Source organism: Salinicoccus carnicancri Crm (assembly GCF_000330705.1).
Classification (GTDB): domain Bacteria; phylum Bacillota; class Bacilli; order Staphylococcales; family Salinicoccaceae; genus Salinicoccus; species Salinicoccus carnicancri.
The window spans coordinates 545,412-562,363 of sequence record NZ_ANAM01000008.1; the positions used below are offsets into that span (position 1 = coordinate 545,412).

A 16,952-nucleotide genomic window follows, 5' to 3' on the forward strand; every position below is an offset into this window, starting at 1 on the left:
TGTAAAAACGGAAAGAACGAATGATTCTCACAATATATCAGGAGTGATCTGCCAATGAACACTTTTCTTGAAAAGATGAAAGCGGAGATGCCGGATGACAAAACTTCCGAGAGACTGCACGCACGGATCCTTGAAATATCCGAAATCGGCCGGACCGGAGATGAAGGCTCAAAACGCATGGGCTACTCCGGCTTGGAAATTGAGGCAAAGGAGAAAGTCACCGGATGGATGGAGGATATCGGAATGAGTGTCCGCACTGACGGGGCCGGCAATGTATTCGGAAGATACCAGGGCCATGATGATTCTGAGGTATTGATGGCGGGCTCCCACCTGGACTCTGTACCGAACGGGGGCCATTTCGATGGCGCGGCGGGTGTGCTGTCGGCGCTCGAGATCGCAGAACTGTGGCATGAATCCGGGTATACACCGAGGCATTCCTACGAAGTCGCCATCTTCTCTGATGAGGAAGGCAGCCGCTTCAACAGCGGGCTTACAGGAAGCCGGGCATTCATGGGACTGATTGATGAAGATGAACTGGATAAATACCGTGATTACAAAGGTCAGACGATCGATGATGTACTGGGGAATATCAATTCGGACCGCAGACGGTTCCTCTCATCAAGAGGCCGGGACTGCAACATAAGGATGTACGGGGAAATCCATATCGAGCAGGCGAAACAGCTGGAGGAAAAAGACCTTCCTGTCGGCATTGTGAGCGGCATTGCAGGAGCGACGCGGACTAATGTTACATTCAGAGGCGAAGCCGGGCATGCGGGATCTACACCTATGCATCAGAGGAATGATGCGCTTGTCCAGGCATCGGAATTCATCCGCACACTGCCGGAAGTCGCGGCATCAGTGAGCCCGACCGCGGTGGCCACCGTGGGCAAGATGGAAGTCAGCCCGAACGGCGTCAATGTCATCCCGGGCGAAGTCGAACTCGTCGTGGATGCAAGGGACATCAATGAAGACCGGCAGACGGAGCTCATCAAAGGTGTGAGGAGACATGCTGAAAGCATAGCTGAACAATCCGACGTCACGGCACGGATAGATCTCACCACACGCATCATGCCGGTACCGATCCGGAGTGAAGTGATTGCCGGCATGGAGGAATCCTTCAGACGGCAGGGACAGACCCCTTTCCATCTGCCGAGCGGCGCCGGCCATGATGCGATGAGCATCGGTACAAAGTATCCGGTCACCATGCTTTTCGTCCGCAGCATCGGAGGTATCAGCCACACACCGGAGGAATTCAGCCATGTCAGTGACATCAGGGATGCCGTCCTCATACTCAAGGACTTCTTCGAAAATCTCGAATGACGCAAAAAAGGTTCAGATCTATTTGATCTGAACCTTTTTCACTCATCCGAGGAACTCCTGCACCATATGTTCACGCTTATCCAGCATGATCTGCTCTGCCTTTATACCCAATCCGCGCAGCAATGCAATGTTCTCTATCAGAAACGCATCGCTTCCCACTACGTAGAACAGGCCATCTTTATCTTCAGCAAGGTTTCTCACATGCTGATAATATTCATCCCGGTCATCCACGAACTTTGAGGTGAACCCTTTTTTTGGTGCCGATTCGAAAATACCGGGGAAAAGATGATCTTTTGAAGAATCGATGTTCAGTGAATACAGGCTCCTCACCTCATCCGGGCGGTTCATGTATTCCCGCACAAGCGGCCGGAACGTCGCCAGTCCGACGCCAGCGGAAAGGAGATAGACATTTTTCCCCTCCCTTTTCAGCGGCACATTGGAATGTGTCTTGAATATTGCCACAGGACTGCCGGCATCGAGGCCCTCCAGCATATCCTTGAATTCAGAGCGCTGCTTCCGGATGCGTGTCGTAATCCCTATGGATGCCTCATCCGGCAGTGTCGAGATGGACATATGGCGGACCAGCCCTTTATCAGGCTTCTCACCCGCGTTGAACCCTTCAAGCCCGAGATGCGTGTGCGAACCTTCCTCCCAGGTGAACCCATCCGGACAGTCCAGCATATACGTCCTTATCTCCGGCGTTTCCTGAATCACCCTGTTTATCTTCGTCCAATGGATTTGCATATATTAAACAGTCTCCCGTCATCATTTTATCAATACAAGTATAAGTATATAACAAGTGATAACGATTCTCAATTAAATGATTCCAAAGATACAATACCGGCAACCAAATACCCGACGGCTTTTACTGATCCTCCACACCCAGTTCTTTCCTGGCCATCTTTTCATATTCGTCCATGCCGGATTCCATCGCAAATTCTGCAATATCTACTGAAAATGAGGACATGAGTTCCATCATGTGCTCTTTCATGCCCGGCCAGCAGTAGCCGCCGGCCGCCTTATAGGCTGCTATCAGATTATCGAGTCCATCTTCGCCAAACACTCTGTAGTGGCCCATGAAATCTTTCGATATATCCGAAACTTTCGCCTCGGTCCAGTCGATGAGACCTGTGACATTGGATTCACTATCCACCATGATATGACCGGGATGCAGATCCCCGTGAATCAGGCCTGTCTCTTTCGGCCACATTTCCTCTGCTTCAATCCATCCCATCCACCGGTCCCACAACGCATCGGAAACACCGAAATGGTTCCTGACCTTTATCATGCGTTCTTTCATATTTTTCCTCAGACCACCGGGACCGATGGTTTCTATCCCTGCCTCCCGGGCTTCAGCAAGAGGGATGCTATGCAGATCCGCCATCGTTTCTGCAAGCGTCCTTGTAAAGTTTTCAGGCAGATTCTGATTATCAATTTCGAATATATAGTTCTGGATTTCCGGATCGATCGTCCCCGACGGCACACCGCCAAGACTCTGATAGGCGATCAGATCCTCTTCATATATCTCCCATACAGGCACTTCAAAATCTACGTTCCGCGCAATTAATTCCAGTGCCTTCTTTTCAGGCTTCGTCCGGACAAATACATCCTCCCTTCTCGGTATTCTCAACACCCAGTTCCTATTCTTCTTGTCCGATCCGAAAACAACCTGGAAATCGAGTCCTGAATTATTTTCCACCAAATTTTTTCGGTTCAGTTCCAAGCCATGCGATTCGGCCAGTAGTGCGATTTCGTCCATCGTTCTTCCCATGAAACCACTCCTTAAAATTCATTACATAACCTTACCCTCATGAGGGTAAAGTGAAAACAGTTTATTTCAGGAGAGTGATCCCATGGACCACAACCCAAAAATACAGCCACCCGCCATCATCATCTATGCAGTCCTGGCCGCAGCATTTCTCTTCGTCTCCGGTGAAACCGGCAGTTATCTTTTGGAAAATACAAATCTGCCGTTGAATCTCGTCCGTTTCCTGCAGGGTGTCCTGTTTGCCGTTCTTACTCTGGTTATCCTCTTCTTCGTGCGGCGTAAAGACAGGAGAATCATACGAAAGATCAAGCTTGGCGGACCCGATAGCCCGGGCAGGATGAAAACAGCCATACTGATTCCTTTCATCCTCATCTCTCTTGGAATACTCAGCGCAGATCTCTTCGGGCTCATTGAAAATACCTCGTTGAATCTGACGAGGACCGTCATGACGGCGCTGCTGCTCAATACGGTTACAGCATTCCTGTATGAGGCGTTTCCCGAAGAGCTGTTTTTACGCGGCCTCATATATGAACAGCTGAGGCGGAAATTCAGCTTTCCCGTCTCTCTATTCTCCCAGACCGTGATTTTTCTTTTTGTTGCGGTATCAAGCTTCCTGCTGCAGTCTGCCCTGTTCGGCGAACCCGTATCCATCACACCGGACTACGTCATACTGATATTCTTTTTTGGTCTCGTTCTCCAGCTGGTCAAGGAATACACAGGCACACTCTGGATGAGCATCATATTCCATCTCATCTATCTTGAGGCGGCACGGTTCATCTCCGGCGCATCAAATACACAGGGAGAAGGACTGATTGTATACGACGAGCTGTTCCCGGGCGCAATGGTCATCTACCTCTCATTCCTGTGCGTAGTATTGGGGAGCCTCGCCTGCTTTTCCATACTGGTCTTCAGGCTTAAAAAGCATAATATATGAAAGTAATATTGTCTGTCAGGCATTTTTCACCGGCACCACCATAAACCCGTCTTCAGTGTTGCCGAACATCATGCCTTCTGCCCTGCCATGATAGATGCTGTACATGCCGTAGGCGCACAAAAAAGCATCGATCTTATCTTCTGTGTGTTTATGCTCTTTGCGTGTGAGGGAAGTCACGTCTAAAGTGAGCTTTGAACTAAGTCCGCTGACATGCCCCTCGGCTGTTTCTATTCTTCCAAACCGATTGAGCAGTATTTCCATCTGCCGGCATGTCTCGTCAAAAGGGACTTTGGGTTTCCGTTTATACTTCACCGGGTAAATTTCCGGGAACAGACCGCAGCAGATGCCGGTAGGGAATGTCTCGATGATATTGGATTTTGATTCGGTGAAGCCGACCTCTGTATCAGGAAATTCCCCTTGTATCATCTTCATCAGCGTTTCACCCCGTATATCTCCGAAAACCTTCATGAAATAGCTCCTGTTTGAATTGAAGGCGGACAGTCGGTGCCCGTGGATCCTCGTCCGCATCAGTGCGCCTTCCGCCCCTCTCGAACCGGTCTCGTTGTTTACGATCAGCGGTGCGTCGATGGCGATGCACATGTCATCCCCGCTGTAGTTCCTGATGATCTCCAGTATTTCTTCATTCGTGTAAATGCCGGCATCAAGAAATTTCACCTCTCCACTTCCAATGATTACACAGATTCCCGACTCATTTTTATAAGTCCAGGCCAGATCGATTCCTATGAACAGCATACATCTACGCCCTTTTCCTGTAATATTGTATCTATGATACCATCCGACATAATCCGGATGGAAATTATCGAGAGTTTTCTCCTGCCGCTCTCTACAATAAAGATTGGAAAGGACGGGGAAATGATGCTTAAAACATTGAATGATGTGATCGACTTCATAGAGGACAATCTCGCGTACGATATCAGAATCGAGGATGTTGCAAAATACATCGGTGAGTCGGACTACCACTTCAGGAAGATATTCCAGTACATCAGCGGCATGCCGCTCAGTGAATATATCAAAAAGAGGAAGCTGGCCAAAGCAAATCGCGATCTGGTGGACGGACAAAGCGTGACGGATACGGCATTCAAATACGGCTATCAGTCCATCGACGGTTTTACCAGGGCGTTCAAATCCTGGAGCGGCTATCTGCCCTCTGAAGTCTACAGGGATAAGATCATCGTTTCTTTTCCGAAACTTTCATTCTATATCGACGTCAGAGGAGGAGAAAATATGGAAGTACAGATTAAAGAGCTGCCGGCGTTCACGATCGCCGGCGTCAAACGGAGGGTGCCGATGCAGTTTGAAGGTGTAAATGATGAAATTGTCAAACTGGCTGAAAGCATCACCGGGGAACAGAGGACGAAGATGCATGAATTGATGAATATGGAGCCCGCCCAGATTGTCAATGCGTCATATGATGCAGACGAAAAGTTTTTGAAGGATGAAGGCGGTCTGACCCATGTAATCGGTGTACCGACTACAGAAACGGATATCAGTCCGCTGCTTGACACAGTGGAAATCGCTGCCCACACATGGGCGGTCTTCCCGAATGCGGGCCCCTTCCCGGAAACACTCCAGAATACGATGGCACGCACCTATTCCGAATGGCTGCCGTCATCCGGGTATGAAGTCATCGATGTTCCGTCATTCTCGTTCACCAACATGGATGAGGATAAGGAGAACCATGCTTACAGCGAAGTATGGATACCGGTGAGACCAAGTCACAGTTGATAGAAACGGAAGACAGGAATTCCCTTTATATACTTCCTCATATTATAGTAATATTAGATGGACACTATCACACCCCGGCACATGCCGGTATGGAACAGGGGAAAATTTTGATGAAGAAGAAATCGAATGAAAAGAAAGCCGGATGGATCGTCCGGGAGCCGGAGGAACTGCTGAAGTTCCTGTTTGAAATGATGCCGTCAGAAAGCAGAAAGGCAGTTAAAGGCATGCTCAGCCGCGGACAGGTCACTGTAAATGACACTGTAACGACACAGTTCAATGAGACACTGACACCCGGCGACCGTATCACCATCCTTTCCCAGGGTGCCAATCCCAAAGTGAAAGTCAGGGGGATTGAAATCCTGTATGAAGATGATGATCTTATCGTAATCGACAAGGAAGCCGGTCTGCTGACGATCGCCTCGGATAAGGAAAAGCAGGCGACCGCATACCGGCAGCTGTCGGATTATGTAAAAAGCGGCAATCCGAAAGGCCGTATTTTCATTGTGCACCGGCTGGACCGTGACACTTCGGGCGTCATGCTGTTTGCAAAAAGCAAACAGACCCAGCAGCGTCTGCAGAATGCCTGGAAGTCCAGCGTGCGGGAGCGGACGTACATTGCACTCGTTGAGGGCACCGTCAAGGAAAATGGCACAGTCACTTCCTGGCTGACGGAGGATAAGACGCTTACGATGCGTTCAAGCTCCAGGCCGAACAAAGGTCAGAAAGCTGTGACCCGCTATAAGGTATTAAAAGCAGGCCGGGAATCATCCTTATTGCAGGTGAACCTGGAGACAGGCCGCAAGAATCAGATCCGTGTCCACATGCAGGACATCGGCCATCCGATTATCGGGGACAAAAAGTACGGTTCCCGTAAAAATATCATCGGCCGTCTTGGGTTGCATGCAAGTGCACTCCAGTTCAAACATCCTGCAACCGGCGAAATCATGCGTTTCGAATCGAAAACCCCTGCAGCATTCACACGCAAAATCTGAAGCAAAGTCAGACACAACTATGCACGAAAAAGGCAAAGCCCGGGAGGCTTTGCCTTTTTCCATGAAGCTAATCTCTCTGTGTAAGCGTGATGGACGGATAATTCCGCAGTATGACAATGTCACCCTCTTCAAAAGAAGTGACAAATGACGACATGCCGCCGTACTCTGAATCACCCAGGGAGAAGCGTGCCTTCACACTGTCCGGATGTGTGTATGTTTCAAGAGTGCCGAACTGCCCTTCATCTTCTGCCGTGATTTCATATACACCTGCGGGGAAATCCTCACCCACAACCCACATGCCTGTGAACAGCTCGGATACTTCCTCCGTTTCATACGGCGTAAAACTCACATTTTCCAGACCATTGATTTCAATCGACTGTCCCTCTTCCAGAAAAGCGAGCACCTCGCCTGAACCATAATCCTGCGCTTCCTCTTCACCATTGAGCGTCGTGCTTAAAATCGTCCGGTCCGAATCATCGCTGATGAACAGGTTGCCTATGCCGGTATCGGCAGCAATCACATACCTGCCGGCAGGAATATCATTTCCGACTGCATGCGTGCCGGATTCAAGAGTCGTCTCCTCCCCTTCGCCCAACAGGCCGCTGTAGTCCTTCGGCTGGACTTCAGTTTCTTCAGAATCACTGTCCGTCCCTTCAGACTGACCTTCGTCGGATGTTTCCGTATCAGCCGTCCCGGCTGTATCCTCCGATGTTTGTCCTTCAGCTGCATCCTCTTCCGTCGGCTCCTCCTCGGCAGAATCATCGCTGTTCACCCAGCTGTTGATTTCATCCGCCAGGGAATTGAACGGATTACTGCAGGCACCGAGGAACAGAGTACTCCCCAGTATCACTGTGGCAAATTTTAATGATGCACTCCTGTTTTTCATAGTAATAACCCCATTCACAAGTTTGTAACAATTCAACTTAATTATAGGGCTGTGCTGGAGAGCGGTCAAATCGGATTGGGGACATCAGCTACTCCGCTTTTCCAGGGTTCTATACAGCTGTGCCGAAAGCCAGGTGGTATCTTGGGCATGTCCCTCTTTGTCCCTCAGCCTTTTGCAATTAATTCCTCCTGCTCTTCTGACATTTTACCAAACAATTTGTCGAGTTCCCCGTCCTCCGCCTTTTCAGCATAGTTTTCCAGCAGACGGCGGTTCGTCCCGGCATCTGTTATCTTTCCTAATTCATCCTGGATCCGTTTTGCGTTTTTGGCGATTTTCCTGTGCCTGACGGATGACAGCTTTCCAAAATATTTTGCAGAAAAGCGTACCTTTTTGGCCCGCTTTCTAGTCTCATGGACTTTCTCAAAGTCATCCAGGTCGACATTTTCATACTCATCACCCAGTCTTTTATACTTTTTAATGAGATGCTTTTTGATATAGGCGTCCCAGTCATCCCTCTCTTTCAGTGTAAGGTGCCTGATTCCAGTCTCTGCCGTCTCTATGGCAGACTCTGCAGTTTTTACATTGGTCTTGTTGAATGTCCGGCGCATTTCCCTGCGCCGTTTTTTTCCGAGATAGTTGAACAGTGCCCTGTACCGATCGCTCAAGCCGGGCTTTTGACGCGCAATTTCGGCACACCACTCCGTCAGTATATCCACTTCGCGCACCGGACCGTAAATCAGAGCCAGTTTCCTCAGCTCCCCGTTCAGCTTCTGATACTCTTCGCCATCCATCACCTTCTTAAGAAAGCTCAGCATGCTGCGGAGCTTCCTGCTGTCCGTGCGGATCCGATGGGCCGCCTCTTTGTCGAATGGATTATTCTGATAGTCGGTATATGATTTCTTCAACTTGTCCATACGTCTGCCCAGTCTTTTCTGTATCTGTTCCATGATCTCCTGAGTCACCTTTCGATTCCACCTCATATATTTACGGTATGCTTCCCCGTTGCGGCAGAAATTATGACGGTTATTCGTTTAAAATATCCTGCATCGCTCCATGGACACTTGTTTTATAGATTTCTCCAAACTTTGCAAGGTGGACCATCAGAAGGTACAGGCGATAGAAACGAATCCGTTCCCAGGCACCTTCCGCTAGCGGATATTCAGCTTCATAGGCATCATAGAAGTCTCCCGAGAAGCCGCCGAACACTGTGGTTGCCCCGAGATCGAATTCCCGGTCGCCGTACAGCGGGGACGGGTCGAAGAGTGCCGGCCTGCCGTCGGAAAGGAACATGTAATTACCCGCCCACAGATCTCCATGCAGGAGTGACGGATCGCTTGAATGTTCTGCCAGTTCTGCTGTCATGACATCCCGCACTTTCATGTAAGTTTCCGACTCCTCTGTTGTCCACAGCCCTTTATCCATGATTCTTTCCTTCAATACATCCATCCGCCGGGCGATGAAAAGTTCACTCCATGAATCTGTCCATCCGTTGTCGAATGAAATATTACCGCCTTCATGCGGCTGATCGAACCCGAAAATCCCGGCATTCTGATGTGTCTGATGCATCTTCGCCACCATCCGCCCCAGGTCTTTCTGGCTGCCTGCCCCTTCCTTCAGATAGGTCAGCAGCAGCCAGGCACCGTCGTCAAACTCTCCACTGCCTATGACTCTCGGAGCAGTGATGCCTGCCTCTTCAAATGCTTCGAGACCGGCGATTTCCGCGGCATAGAACGCTTCAGACTGCCCCGGCTGGACAAGGAGGAACTTCGGCTCATCGTCCGTTTCGACCCGGTAGGCATCGTTGACGTCTCCTCCTGCGACCGGGATGATATTCCTGATGCCGTCCAAAGGCAGTTTTTCAATCCATTCCTGATTCAATATATCCTCTCCTTACAATGGAATCTCATATGAATACTCTTCCCTTTTACCGCCAGATTAAAAAGCGGCAGCCGGAATCCGGCTGCCGCTTTTCAACATCATCTTCTGATTCCTATTGTGCGTCCCATCTCTTTGATGTCGACGTCATTATCCTGCATGCTGTAGTAATCTGCGACCGTCCGTGCGAAAAATTCCGGAAACGGTGCCGGACGTCCCGTCTGCCTGTCCATCCCCATATACATGACTTCATATGCTGCACACTGGTCACCGTGTGGATCATGCAGTGTCATGAAGACATGCAGGCGTTTGGCGTCATAATCATGGATTCTGATCCGGACGGTGATCTCATCCCCGCCGAAGACTTCCTTCTGATAAACAATGTGATTCTCGAGTGTGAAGATTGTATAGGAAATCTCCTCGATCTTCTCCGTATCCAGTCCCATCTGTGCCAGCCATACCATGCCGGCATCACTGAACGCACGGCCGTATTCACCGTCGTTCATGTGGCCGTTGTGATCGACCCAGCCCATCGGGACGGTCGTTTTGTACTCATACGCTTTTACTGTCATAACTGAGCCGCCTTTTCATTTTTTCTCATCGCTTCAGTCTGAGTCAGCCAGTATTCTTCCGCCAGCTGTTTCACCTTAACCAGGAATTCATTGCGGTTCTGGTCGAGCTCGGACATCGTATAATCATTTGAAGAAGATTCACAACCGCTTACAACACTATCATACAGATTTTGTGTGAGTTCGGGGGCTTCAAGCTTCGTCCACGGCTTTTTGAGCGCCGGGCCGAACTGCTTCAGCATGTGGCGCATGCCGCCTTCACCGCCTGCCAGATGGAATGTCATGAACGGTCCGTGCTGGGCGTATCTCAGCCCCGCTCCGTGTGTGAATGCCTTGTCCACTTCCTCGGTCGTTGCAATGCCGTCATTGACGATATGGAGGGCCTCTCTCCACAGTGCCTCCATCAGGCGGTCTGCGATATGGCCCTCGATTTCCCTGCGTACATGAAGAACATCCATGCCGATACTTTCATATACCAGTTCCGCCTTTTTCACGTTCTCTTCGCTCGTCTTCCCGCCCGGAACGATTTCGACAAGCGGGAGTATATAGACCGGGTGGAACGGATGTGCCACGACAAAGCGTTCCGGATGGTTCAGGTTCTGCTGAAGTTCGGACGGCATGATGCCGGATGTACTTGAGCCGATCAGCGCCCCGGGGGGTGCATATGCATCGATTTGACGCAGCACAGTATCCTTGATGGATTCCACTTCAGGCACATTCTCCTGGATGACATCCGCGTCCTTCACCGCCTCCCCGAGGTTCGGTGTGAACGTCAGACGGTCGATGGATGCACCCGGTGCGAGCCCCAGCTGCTCGGCATACGGCCAGTTCTGCTCCACCTGCTTCATCATTGATTCATATGCACCATCAGCAAGGTCTGTTGCCACCACATCATGCCCATGTGCGAGTATACGCGTAATCCAGCCGGAGCCGATGACGCCTGTTCCAACGATTGCGAACTTCATCATTGGCCCCCTTTCGGATTCCTGAGATTATAGAATTCGCGTGCTTCCTGTGGTGTCATCGGTTCCACGCCCTGTTCCTTCAGGATTTCCACAGCTTTCTCAACCAATGACTCATTCGTCGCCTTGACACCTTTGGCCATATATATATTATCTTCCAGCCCGACGCGCACATTGCCGCCGCGTTTTGCAGCTTCCTCGACTGTCGGCAGCTGCATGCGGCCGATGCCGAATGCAGACCAGTGGGCGTTTTCCGGAAGGCGTGTCTTGAAATATTCTATTGTTTCCGCATCATTTTCAGCCCCCCATGGAATACCGAGGCAGAATTGGAATAGGGGTTCGCCTTCAATGAGACCTTCTTTGATGAGCTGCTTGGCAAAAGCGATATGTCCGGTATCGAAGCATTCCAGCTCAGGCTTCACACCCGCATCCTTGACGAGCTTCGCCTGCTGCCTCAGCCAGTCCGAAGGGCTCAGGTATACCGCATCACCGAAATTGACACTGCCGCAGTCGAGCGTACACATTTCCGGCAGCAGTGCACCGATTGGCTCGTGCCGCTCCTTGGGCGTCTGCATATCGGAACCCTCCCCGGCCTGGTACGGGTTGTCCATGTCCGGGATGAAGTCTCCGCCGCCGCCGGATGTCAGATTGATAACGACATCCTGGTCGGATTCACGGATCAGGCGGACCGCTTCACGGAACAGTTCAGTATCATGGCTGATGCCTCCTGTCTCAGGGTCACGCACATGCAGGTGGGCGACCGTCGCGCCGGCTTTCGCCGCCCTGATGGCAGAATCCGCTATCTCCTGTGGTGTCACCGGTACGTTTTCGTTCTTTTCCACTGTATCCCCAGCACCCGTAATCGCTGCGGTCAACATTACTTTTCTAGCCAAAACAACTACCTCCGCTATTATTATTTTTTAACACGTCGGATAGTATACCAACCAGTCGGTATTTTTTCAATGGTTCAGATGCTCTTTTTTTATTTTTCCGTATAGCTGCTCAGACGATCGAGCACCTTCCTGCGCATATCTTCATCTATCGCATCCAGCCCGAACACCTCTGACAACCACAGGCCGTCCACTGCGAGGCGGATGATGGTGGCATCCACATTGTCGATTCCGTCCTGCTCTATCTTTTCCTGCCATCCGCTGTAAGTTTCCTGCAGTGGCGCAAGCAGTTCGCGGTTGATGCCCTGGGCGGCGAGCATGCCTGATGTGATGTTTGCATTATCCGCCCTGATCTGCCGTGTCGCTTCGATGAAAGCGCGCAGCCACCTGCCGTTGGATCCATCATCCGCAGCAAAATGGCTGTCCACATTATCACGGTACATCTGATCGGCGTGCTCAACAAGACCGCGGATCAGTGCATCCTTGTTCCTGAAATGATAGATCAATCCGCCCTTGCTTACCCCTGCCCTTTCAGCGACGGCATCCAGCGTAAGAAAATCGCTGCCCTGTTCATTTACAATCCCTGCTGCCGCCTCCAGCAGCTGCATCTTTTTAGAAACCCTTGCCATAATCATCCTGCCTTCCAATACTGTTATTTGCATATATATTATAATAACCGAAAGTGACCTTGATATTAAACATGACGAATCATTCCATATACCATTTCTGATTCATGATCCCGGATTCTGCGACAGGACCACGGATGACATTGTTTTCCGATAAGGAAGATAATTTTCAAATATATTTCCGGCATCCTTTTTTAAAGTTTTTTTAGACCAGTGAAGGGTAAAATCAAGTATAATACTATATACTTATAATCATACAATACAAAAAGGATGTGTTATTAGATGTACAAAAGTATTCTCCTTCCCTATGATTTCGGTAACTCCTTCAGCAACGTCCCCGATGAGCTTGCCAAACTGACTGGGGGAAGCAAGGATTCCAGAGTCACAATCTTCAACGTAATTTCGGAGACAGAACAGGCGGACAACGTAAAATACCACGGTAAGCACTTTGAGGATATCACAAAGGACAAGGTTGAAGATCTCAAGCCCTTCACGGATCAACTGGATGAACTGGGCATCAAATACAGAACTTCGTTCAAGACCGGCCGTATCATTCCGGAACTTATGAATGAAGTGAACGAGAATGATTATGAAATCGTCGTAATGAGCAACAAACGGTCAAAACGCGATATCAAGCATGTGCTGGGACATGTTACGCATAAACTGGCAAAGCGTGTCAACATACCGGTCCTCATCATCAAGTAAACACCGCGATATCAAATACCCGCCAGCCTGCAATTGAGGAGCACCTCAAGCCCGGACCGGCGGGTATCTTTTCATGCGAGTTTTAAATTTGAACAGATGCCCCGGTGCCGGGGATATACAGCTTTGAGTCTCTGGAAACCGATGTATGTTAACAGGGATCTGCCCCCCGGTCCATACCCGTGAGAATCACGAACTCACCCCTGAATGACTCAACATCATTGCCGATCGGGAACAATCATATGATACAACAGCCCGGTCCGTTCAGCAATTGTGCGTGCATCCTCCGGCTGGTCGCTTGCGAGCCACCATTCAATTATCCCAAGCACACCGTACGAGAAGAAACGGGCGGCAACTTCCCTGTCCCTTTCACCTTCTATGAAGTCCTCCATCTCCACTCTCGTGTCATCGAGTATCAATTGGAGGAAACGCTTGCGGAAATGTTCAGTGCTGTTCCCGCCGAGCATACTGGAGAAAAATATGAAATGCTTCTCTATGTATTCGAACCACAGGAACTCAGACTCACTGTGCTCAAGGCCGACACCCAGTTCAGTCCGGTATTTCAACGCCCCGATGTGCTCATCAATGACTGAATCCAGCAGATCATATTTATCTGTGTAATGCAGGTAGAACGTCTTGCGGGCAACATTCGCGCATCGCGTGATCTCCATGACAGAAATCTCTTCAAAGCTCTTCTGCTCAAGGAGGCCTGTCAATGCACTCTTGATTGCATCTATCGATTTCGCGACTCTTCTGTCCGTCTGCTTCATAATCAGGAAATCCCCATTTCAAATTATTACTCATAAAAGGTCTGTGTGGGTATTAATTCACAGTTCCATCAAAACTGGTTATAGTATTACATGGAATCCATGGTATATATTATATACAAATGTGTGATTCGCAGGCAAATCTGTAAAGGGTGGACCATTCCTTTACACAGCCGGAAGGAGGCAATTATGAGAGTAGAACTGACAAAGTTCAGAGTAAAACCGGGCAAAAGCGAATGTGTGGATGAGTGGTTCGAATATATGCACAACCACATGGATGATGTACTGCTCGGCCTCGAAGGTGAGAAAATGTATGTCGAGACGATTTTCCGTGAAAAATTCGACAACCGGGAATATCTGTACTGGTACAGTGTACAGGATGATAAAAACCCGGAAGCGATAGAAGACGCATACATCGACCAGAAGCACATCGAATTCATGGACGAATGCATCGACAAGACATTCCGGCCGGATGACATGGAAGCGGAAGTCATGATGATGCCGGAAAAAGTACGCGAAGTGATGAAATAAGCTTAACCACCTTGTCCCCCTGCCGGGTTATCCGGCAGGGGGACATTATGTTTCCAGCCATGCCCGCGGCCTACTCCCAAAGTTTGATTTCAACGCAAAATGGTTTCCGCGATCAGGACATGAGGTAGACATCCTATATCAATGACTTTAAGAGAGCAATCACAGAAAGCGTGCCGCTCGGCCGTTATGCTGAATCGGAAGACATCGCCAACGTCGTACTGTTCCTCGCATCAGACGACAGTAAATTCGTCACTGGTTCACAGTACAGAGTCGACGGCGGCATGGGTGCTACAAGCTAGATGACAAACGAATATCGATTCATCGGAAAAGCGGAACCGGAAAGTAAAGGTTCCGCTTCTTTAACCCATCATTTGCTGCCTTCGATATTACAATATATAAAATTCCTGTTATGTAATTTATGATAAATTACTATGTGTAAGAGTGAACAGAAGTGAGAGATTCTCACCAACATAAATTATGGGGAATGCAGTATGCGAACCAGAAATCAGTGACACTCCGGACTGCAGCGCAACAGCCTGCAAAGTTCACGACGGCTCCGGAAACCGCCTCCATTTACAGTTATTTGAATATTCGGTATAATCTCATTTAACATCATCCAAAGAGGAGTGGATCCATTGAATGCCATACTTGTCGCCATCCTGGGACTCGCCGTTTTTGTTCTGGGCTACCGCTACTATTCCAAATTCATCGCAGAACGTATCTACAGACTCGATCCGAACTATGTTACACCGGCTCATAAATATAAGGACGGTGTGGATTTTGTGCCGACGAACAAATTCGTACTGTGGGGCCACCACTTCACTTCCGTCGCGGGTGCCGCGCCGATTCTCGGTCCCGCCATTGCCGTCTACTGGGGCTGGCTGCCGGCCTTTCTATGGGTCATCCTGGGAACTGTCTTCGCCGCCGGCATCCACGATTTCGGTACACTGGCACTGTCGGTGCGCAATAAGGGCCAGTCGATTGGCACGATAGCCGAGAAGTTCATCGGCAGACGGGGGAAGATCCTGTTCCTGTTCATCATACTGACGCTTGTACTGATGATCAACGCAGTCTTTGCCTGGGTGATTGCAAACCTGTTCATTACATATCCTGCAAGCATCGTCCCAGTCTTCATACAGATACCACTCGCCATATGGATCGGTTATGCGGCATACAAACGGAATGTGAGGATGCTTGTACCTTCCCTGCTTGCACTTGCTGTCATGTACCTGGGGGCGATTGTCACGGCGGAGGTCTCGTGGCTGCAGATCGACCTCGTCTCCTATATGGGCGGTGAGGAAGCTGCGGGGCTGTTCGGTCTCGGTTCCGTTTCAACCGCATTCATGATCTGGATTGTCATACTGCTGATCTATGTATACATTGCATCGACCCTGCCTGTATGGAAGTTGCTGCAGCCGAGGGATTTCATCAACTCCCACCAGCTGACTGTCGGACTCATCATCATGTATGCAGGCCTGCTGCTGACGAACCCGACCATCAGTGCACCGGCTACAAACGGGGATGCAGACACCTCCTGGCTGCCACTGTTATTCATCACGATTGCCTGCGGAGCGATTTCAGGCTTCCACGGCCTCGTGTCATCAGGTACATCTTCCAAGCAGCTGGACAAGGAGACCGATGCCCGCTTCGTCGGCTATTTCGGAGCAGTCGGTGAAGGCATACTTGCACTGATTTCAATCCTTGCGGTCGTAACGCTGTTCAACAGTGCCGATGAATTCACTGCCACCTACTCCAGCTTCAATGAAGCCAATGCCACCGGGCTCGGCAACTTTGTCGAGGGTGCGGCAGTGCTTGCCGGGGGCCTCGGCATACCGGAAAATGTCGCCACGACAATCGTATCCATCATAGTCGTGAGCTTTGCCGCCACGACACTTGATACCTCGGTCCGCCTCATGCGGTATATCATCGCAGAGATCGGTTCTGAGTATAAAGTGCAGCCACTGACGAAAAAGCATGTCGCCACTTCTGTCGCGGTCGTCTCCACTGCAGCACTGGTCCTCCTCCCAGAAGGACCGAATGGTTTCGGTTCCGGCGGCTATCTCATCTGGCCGCTGTTCGGAACATCCAACCAGCTGCTTGCCGGAATCAGTCTGCTGCTGATTTCCATATGGCTGAAGAGGCGGGGCATCAACTATATCGCCACACTCATACCGATGATCTTCCTCCTTTTCATGACATTGTACGCGATGTTTGTCCAGGTGTTCTTCGAATGGGCCTGGTATGCAGAAGAATCAAACCTGTTGCTGTTCATACTGGGGGCAATCATATTCGTCTTCTCGATATGGATAATCATCACATCCATACAGGCTCTGAGCGGAAAATTCGATGATGAACTTGAAAAATACCGGAACGACTGATCAATG

The 16,952-nt window shown here is 49.9% G+C and carries 18 protein-coding genes and 1 pseudogene; 8 read left to right on the top strand and 11 right to left on the bottom strand.

Annotated features, from left to right (window positions below; translation table 11 throughout):
* Positions 1 to 54 precede the first annotated feature (54 nt).
* Positions 55 to 1,320, top strand: a complete 1,266-nt coding sequence (locus tag C792_RS0110540) for a Zn-dependent hydrolase (protein ID WP_017549413.1) — start codon at positions 55 to 57, stop codon at positions 1,318 to 1,320.
* Positions 1,321 to 1,362: 42 nt separating this feature from the next.
* Here C792_RS0110540 and C792_RS0110545 read toward each other — a convergent pair whose 3' ends face one another.
* Both C792_RS0110545 and C792_RS0110550 read right to left on the bottom strand, forming a co-directional pair.
* Positions 1,363 to 2,064 carry a ferredoxin reductase domain-containing protein gene (locus tag C792_RS0110545; RefSeq protein ID WP_017549414.1) on the bottom strand — a complete coding sequence of 234 codons (702 nt, stop codon included), beginning with the start codon at positions 2,062 to 2,064 and terminating at the stop codon, positions 1,363 to 1,365.
* Between the two features lie 121 nt (positions 2,065 to 2,185).
* Entirely contained in the window at positions 2,186 to 3,091 is a 906-nt protein-coding gene (locus C792_RS0110550; RefSeq protein WP_017549415.1) for a macrolide 2'-phosphotransferase, read from the bottom strand.
* Positions 3,092 to 3,173: 82 nt separating this feature from the next.
* Here C792_RS0110550 and C792_RS14680 point away from each other — a divergent pair, with 82 nt between their 5' ends.
* On the top strand, positions 3,174 to 4,022 hold the full coding sequence (locus C792_RS14680) for a CPBP family intramembrane glutamic endopeptidase (protein WP_017549416.1): 849 nt from the start codon (positions 3,174 to 3,176) through the stop codon (positions 4,020 to 4,022).
* Between the two features lie 15 nt (positions 4,023 to 4,037).
* On the opposite strand, the gene C792_RS0110560 is transcribed toward C792_RS14680, so the two are convergent.
* Entirely contained in the window at positions 4,038 to 4,775 is a 738-nt protein-coding gene (locus tag C792_RS0110560) for a DUF429 domain-containing protein (protein WP_017549417.1), read from the bottom strand.
* A 123-nt stretch (positions 4,776 to 4,898) separates the two neighbouring features.
* Here C792_RS0110560 and C792_RS0110565 point away from each other — a divergent pair, with 123 nt between their 5' ends.
* Together C792_RS0110565 and C792_RS0110570 are read left to right on the top strand one after the other, a co-directional pair.
* A complete protein-coding gene (locus tag C792_RS0110565) occupies positions 4,899 to 5,768 on the top strand; it encodes an AraC family transcriptional regulator (RefSeq protein WP_017549418.1) in 870 nt (289 codons plus the stop codon).
* A gap of 110 nt (positions 5,769 to 5,878) precedes the next feature.
* A complete protein-coding gene (locus C792_RS0110570; RefSeq protein WP_017549419.1) occupies positions 5,879 to 6,760 on the top strand; it encodes an RluA family pseudouridine synthase in 882 nt (293 codons plus the stop codon).
* Positions 6,761 to 6,827: 67 nt separating this feature from the next.
* On the opposite strand, the gene C792_RS0110575 is transcribed toward C792_RS0110570, so the two are convergent.
* The 7 genes from C792_RS0110575 to C792_RS0110605 all read right to left on the bottom strand — a co-directional run bounded on the left by C792_RS0110575 (position 6,828) and on the right by C792_RS0110605 (position 12,571).
* A complete protein-coding gene (locus C792_RS0110575) occupies positions 6,828 to 7,646 on the bottom strand; it encodes a hypothetical protein (RefSeq protein WP_017549420.1) in 819 nt (272 codons plus the stop codon).
* Between the two features lie 164 nt (positions 7,647 to 7,810).
* Positions 7,811 to 8,593 carry a CHAD domain-containing protein gene (locus C792_RS0110580; RefSeq protein ID WP_040608873.1) on the bottom strand — a complete coding sequence of 261 codons (783 nt, stop codon included), beginning with the start codon at positions 8,591 to 8,593 and terminating at the stop codon, positions 7,811 to 7,813.
* A 76-nt stretch (positions 8,594 to 8,669) separates the two neighbouring features.
* Positions 8,670 to 9,524, bottom strand: coding sequence for a fructosamine kinase family protein (locus tag C792_RS0110585; RefSeq protein WP_017549422.1), 855 nt, complete (start codon positions 9,522 to 9,524; stop codon positions 8,670 to 8,672).
* A gap of 98 nt (positions 9,525 to 9,622) precedes the next feature.
* A complete protein-coding gene (locus C792_RS0110590; RefSeq protein WP_017549423.1) occupies positions 9,623 to 10,093 on the bottom strand; it encodes a thioesterase family protein in 471 nt (156 codons plus the stop codon).
* A complete protein-coding gene (locus tag C792_RS0110595; protein ID WP_017549424.1) occupies positions 10,090 to 11,055 on the bottom strand; it encodes a 3-hydroxyacyl-CoA dehydrogenase NAD-binding domain-containing protein in 966 nt (321 codons plus the stop codon). Before C792_RS0110595 ends, C792_RS0110590 begins: the two co-directional genes overlap by 4 nt.
* The gene (locus C792_RS0110600) at positions 11,055 to 11,930 is read right to left on the bottom strand and encodes a beta-keto acid cleavage family enzyme (protein ID WP_017549425.1); all 876 of its coding nucleotides are present in this window, start codon (positions 11,928 to 11,930) and stop codon (positions 11,055 to 11,057) included. The genes C792_RS0110595 and C792_RS0110600 overlap by 1 nt, the downstream gene beginning before the upstream one ends.
* Positions 11,931 to 12,034: 104 nt before the next feature.
* Entirely contained in the window at positions 12,035 to 12,571 is a 537-nt protein-coding gene (locus C792_RS0110605) for a TetR/AcrR family transcriptional regulator (RefSeq protein ID WP_026090324.1), read from the bottom strand.
* Positions 12,572 to 12,850: 279 nt separating this feature from the next.
* Here C792_RS0110605 and C792_RS0110610 point away from each other — a divergent pair, with 279 nt between their 5' ends.
* Positions 12,851 to 13,273 carry a universal stress protein gene (locus C792_RS0110610; protein WP_017549427.1) on the top strand — a complete coding sequence of 141 codons (423 nt, stop codon included), beginning with the start codon at positions 12,851 to 12,853 and terminating at the stop codon, positions 13,271 to 13,273.
* Between the two features lie 215 nt (positions 13,274 to 13,488).
* Here the strand turns inward: C792_RS0110610 and C792_RS0110615 are convergent, their stop codons facing one another.
* Entirely contained in the window at positions 13,489 to 14,040 is a 552-nt protein-coding gene (locus C792_RS0110615) for a TetR/AcrR family transcriptional regulator C-terminal domain-containing protein (RefSeq protein WP_017549428.1), read from the bottom strand.
* A 186-nt stretch (positions 14,041 to 14,226) separates the two neighbouring features.
* On the opposite strand from C792_RS0110615, the gene C792_RS0110620 reads away from it, so the two are divergent.
* From C792_RS0110620 to C792_RS0110630, 3 genes and pseudogenes are all read left to right on the top strand, one after another.
* Complete coding sequence (locus tag C792_RS0110620; protein WP_017549429.1) at positions 14,227 to 14,568, top strand: DUF6176 family protein; 342 nt, start codon at positions 14,227 to 14,229, stop codon at positions 14,566 to 14,568.
* Between the two features lie 149 nt (positions 14,569 to 14,717).
* A pseudogene (locus C792_RS14795) lies at positions 14,718 to 14,867 on the top strand (SDR family oxidoreductase); the annotation flags it as partial.
* Positions 14,868 to 15,203: 336 nt separating this feature from the next.
* Positions 15,204 to 16,946 carry a carbon starvation CstA family protein gene (locus tag C792_RS0110630; protein WP_017549431.1) on the top strand — a complete coding sequence of 581 codons (1,743 nt, stop codon included), beginning with the start codon at positions 15,204 to 15,206 and terminating at the stop codon, positions 16,944 to 16,946.
* Positions 16,947 to 16,952: the final 6 nt, after the last annotated feature.

Excerpts from the sequence above, each read along its gene's own strand:
- C792_RS0110540 (WP_017549413.1), top strand. The coding sequence starts at position 55 with ATGAACACTTTTCTTGAAAAGATGAAAGCGGAGATGCCGGATGACAAA.
- C792_RS0110545 (WP_017549414.1), bottom strand. The coding sequence starts at position 2,064 with ATGCAAATCCATTGGACGAAGATAAACAGGGTGATTCAGGAAACGCCG.
- C792_RS0110550 (WP_017549415.1), bottom strand. The coding sequence starts at position 3,091 with ATGGGAAGAACGATGGACGAAATCGCACTACTGGCCGAATCGCATGGC.
- C792_RS14680 (WP_017549416.1), top strand. The coding sequence starts at position 3,174 with ATGGACCACAACCCAAAAATACAGCCACCCGCCATCATCATCTATGCA.
- C792_RS0110560 (WP_017549417.1), bottom strand. The coding sequence starts at position 4,775 with ATGCTGTTCATAGGAATCGATCTGGCCTGGACTTATAAAAATGAGTCG.
- C792_RS0110565 (WP_017549418.1), top strand. The coding sequence starts at position 4,899 with ATGCTTAAAACATTGAATGATGTGATCGACTTCATAGAGGACAATCTC.
- C792_RS0110570 (WP_017549419.1), top strand. The coding sequence starts at position 5,879 with ATGAAGAAGAAATCGAATGAAAAGAAAGCCGGATGGATCGTCCGGGAG.
- C792_RS0110575 (WP_017549420.1), bottom strand. The coding sequence starts at position 7,646 with ATGAAAAACAGGAGTGCATCATTAAAATTTGCCACAGTGATACTGGGG.
- C792_RS0110580 (WP_040608873.1), bottom strand. The coding sequence starts at position 8,593 with ATGGAACAGATACAGAAAAGACTGGGCAGACGTATGGACAAGTTGAAG.
- C792_RS0110590 (WP_017549423.1), bottom strand. The coding sequence starts at position 10,093 with ATGACAGTAAAAGCGTATGAGTACAAAACGACCGTCCCGATGGGCTGG.
- C792_RS0110595 (WP_017549424.1), bottom strand. The coding sequence starts at position 11,055 with ATGAAGTTCGCAATCGTTGGAACAGGCGTCATCGGCTCCGGCTGGATT.
- C792_RS0110600 (WP_017549425.1), bottom strand. The coding sequence starts at position 11,930 with ATGTTGACCGCAGCGATTACGGGTGCTGGGGATACAGTGGAAAAGAAC.
- C792_RS0110605 (WP_026090324.1), bottom strand. The coding sequence starts at position 12,571 with ATGGCAAGGGTTTCTAAAAAGATGCAGCTGCTGGAGGCGGCAGCAGGG.
- C792_RS0110610 (WP_017549427.1), top strand. The coding sequence starts at position 12,851 with ATGTACAAAAGTATTCTCCTTCCCTATGATTTCGGTAACTCCTTCAGC.
- C792_RS0110615 (WP_017549428.1), bottom strand. The coding sequence starts at position 14,040 with ATGAAGCAGACGGACAGAAGAGTCGCGAAATCGATAGATGCAATCAAG.
- C792_RS0110620 (WP_017549429.1), top strand. The coding sequence starts at position 14,227 with ATGAGAGTAGAACTGACAAAGTTCAGAGTAAAACCGGGCAAAAGCGAA.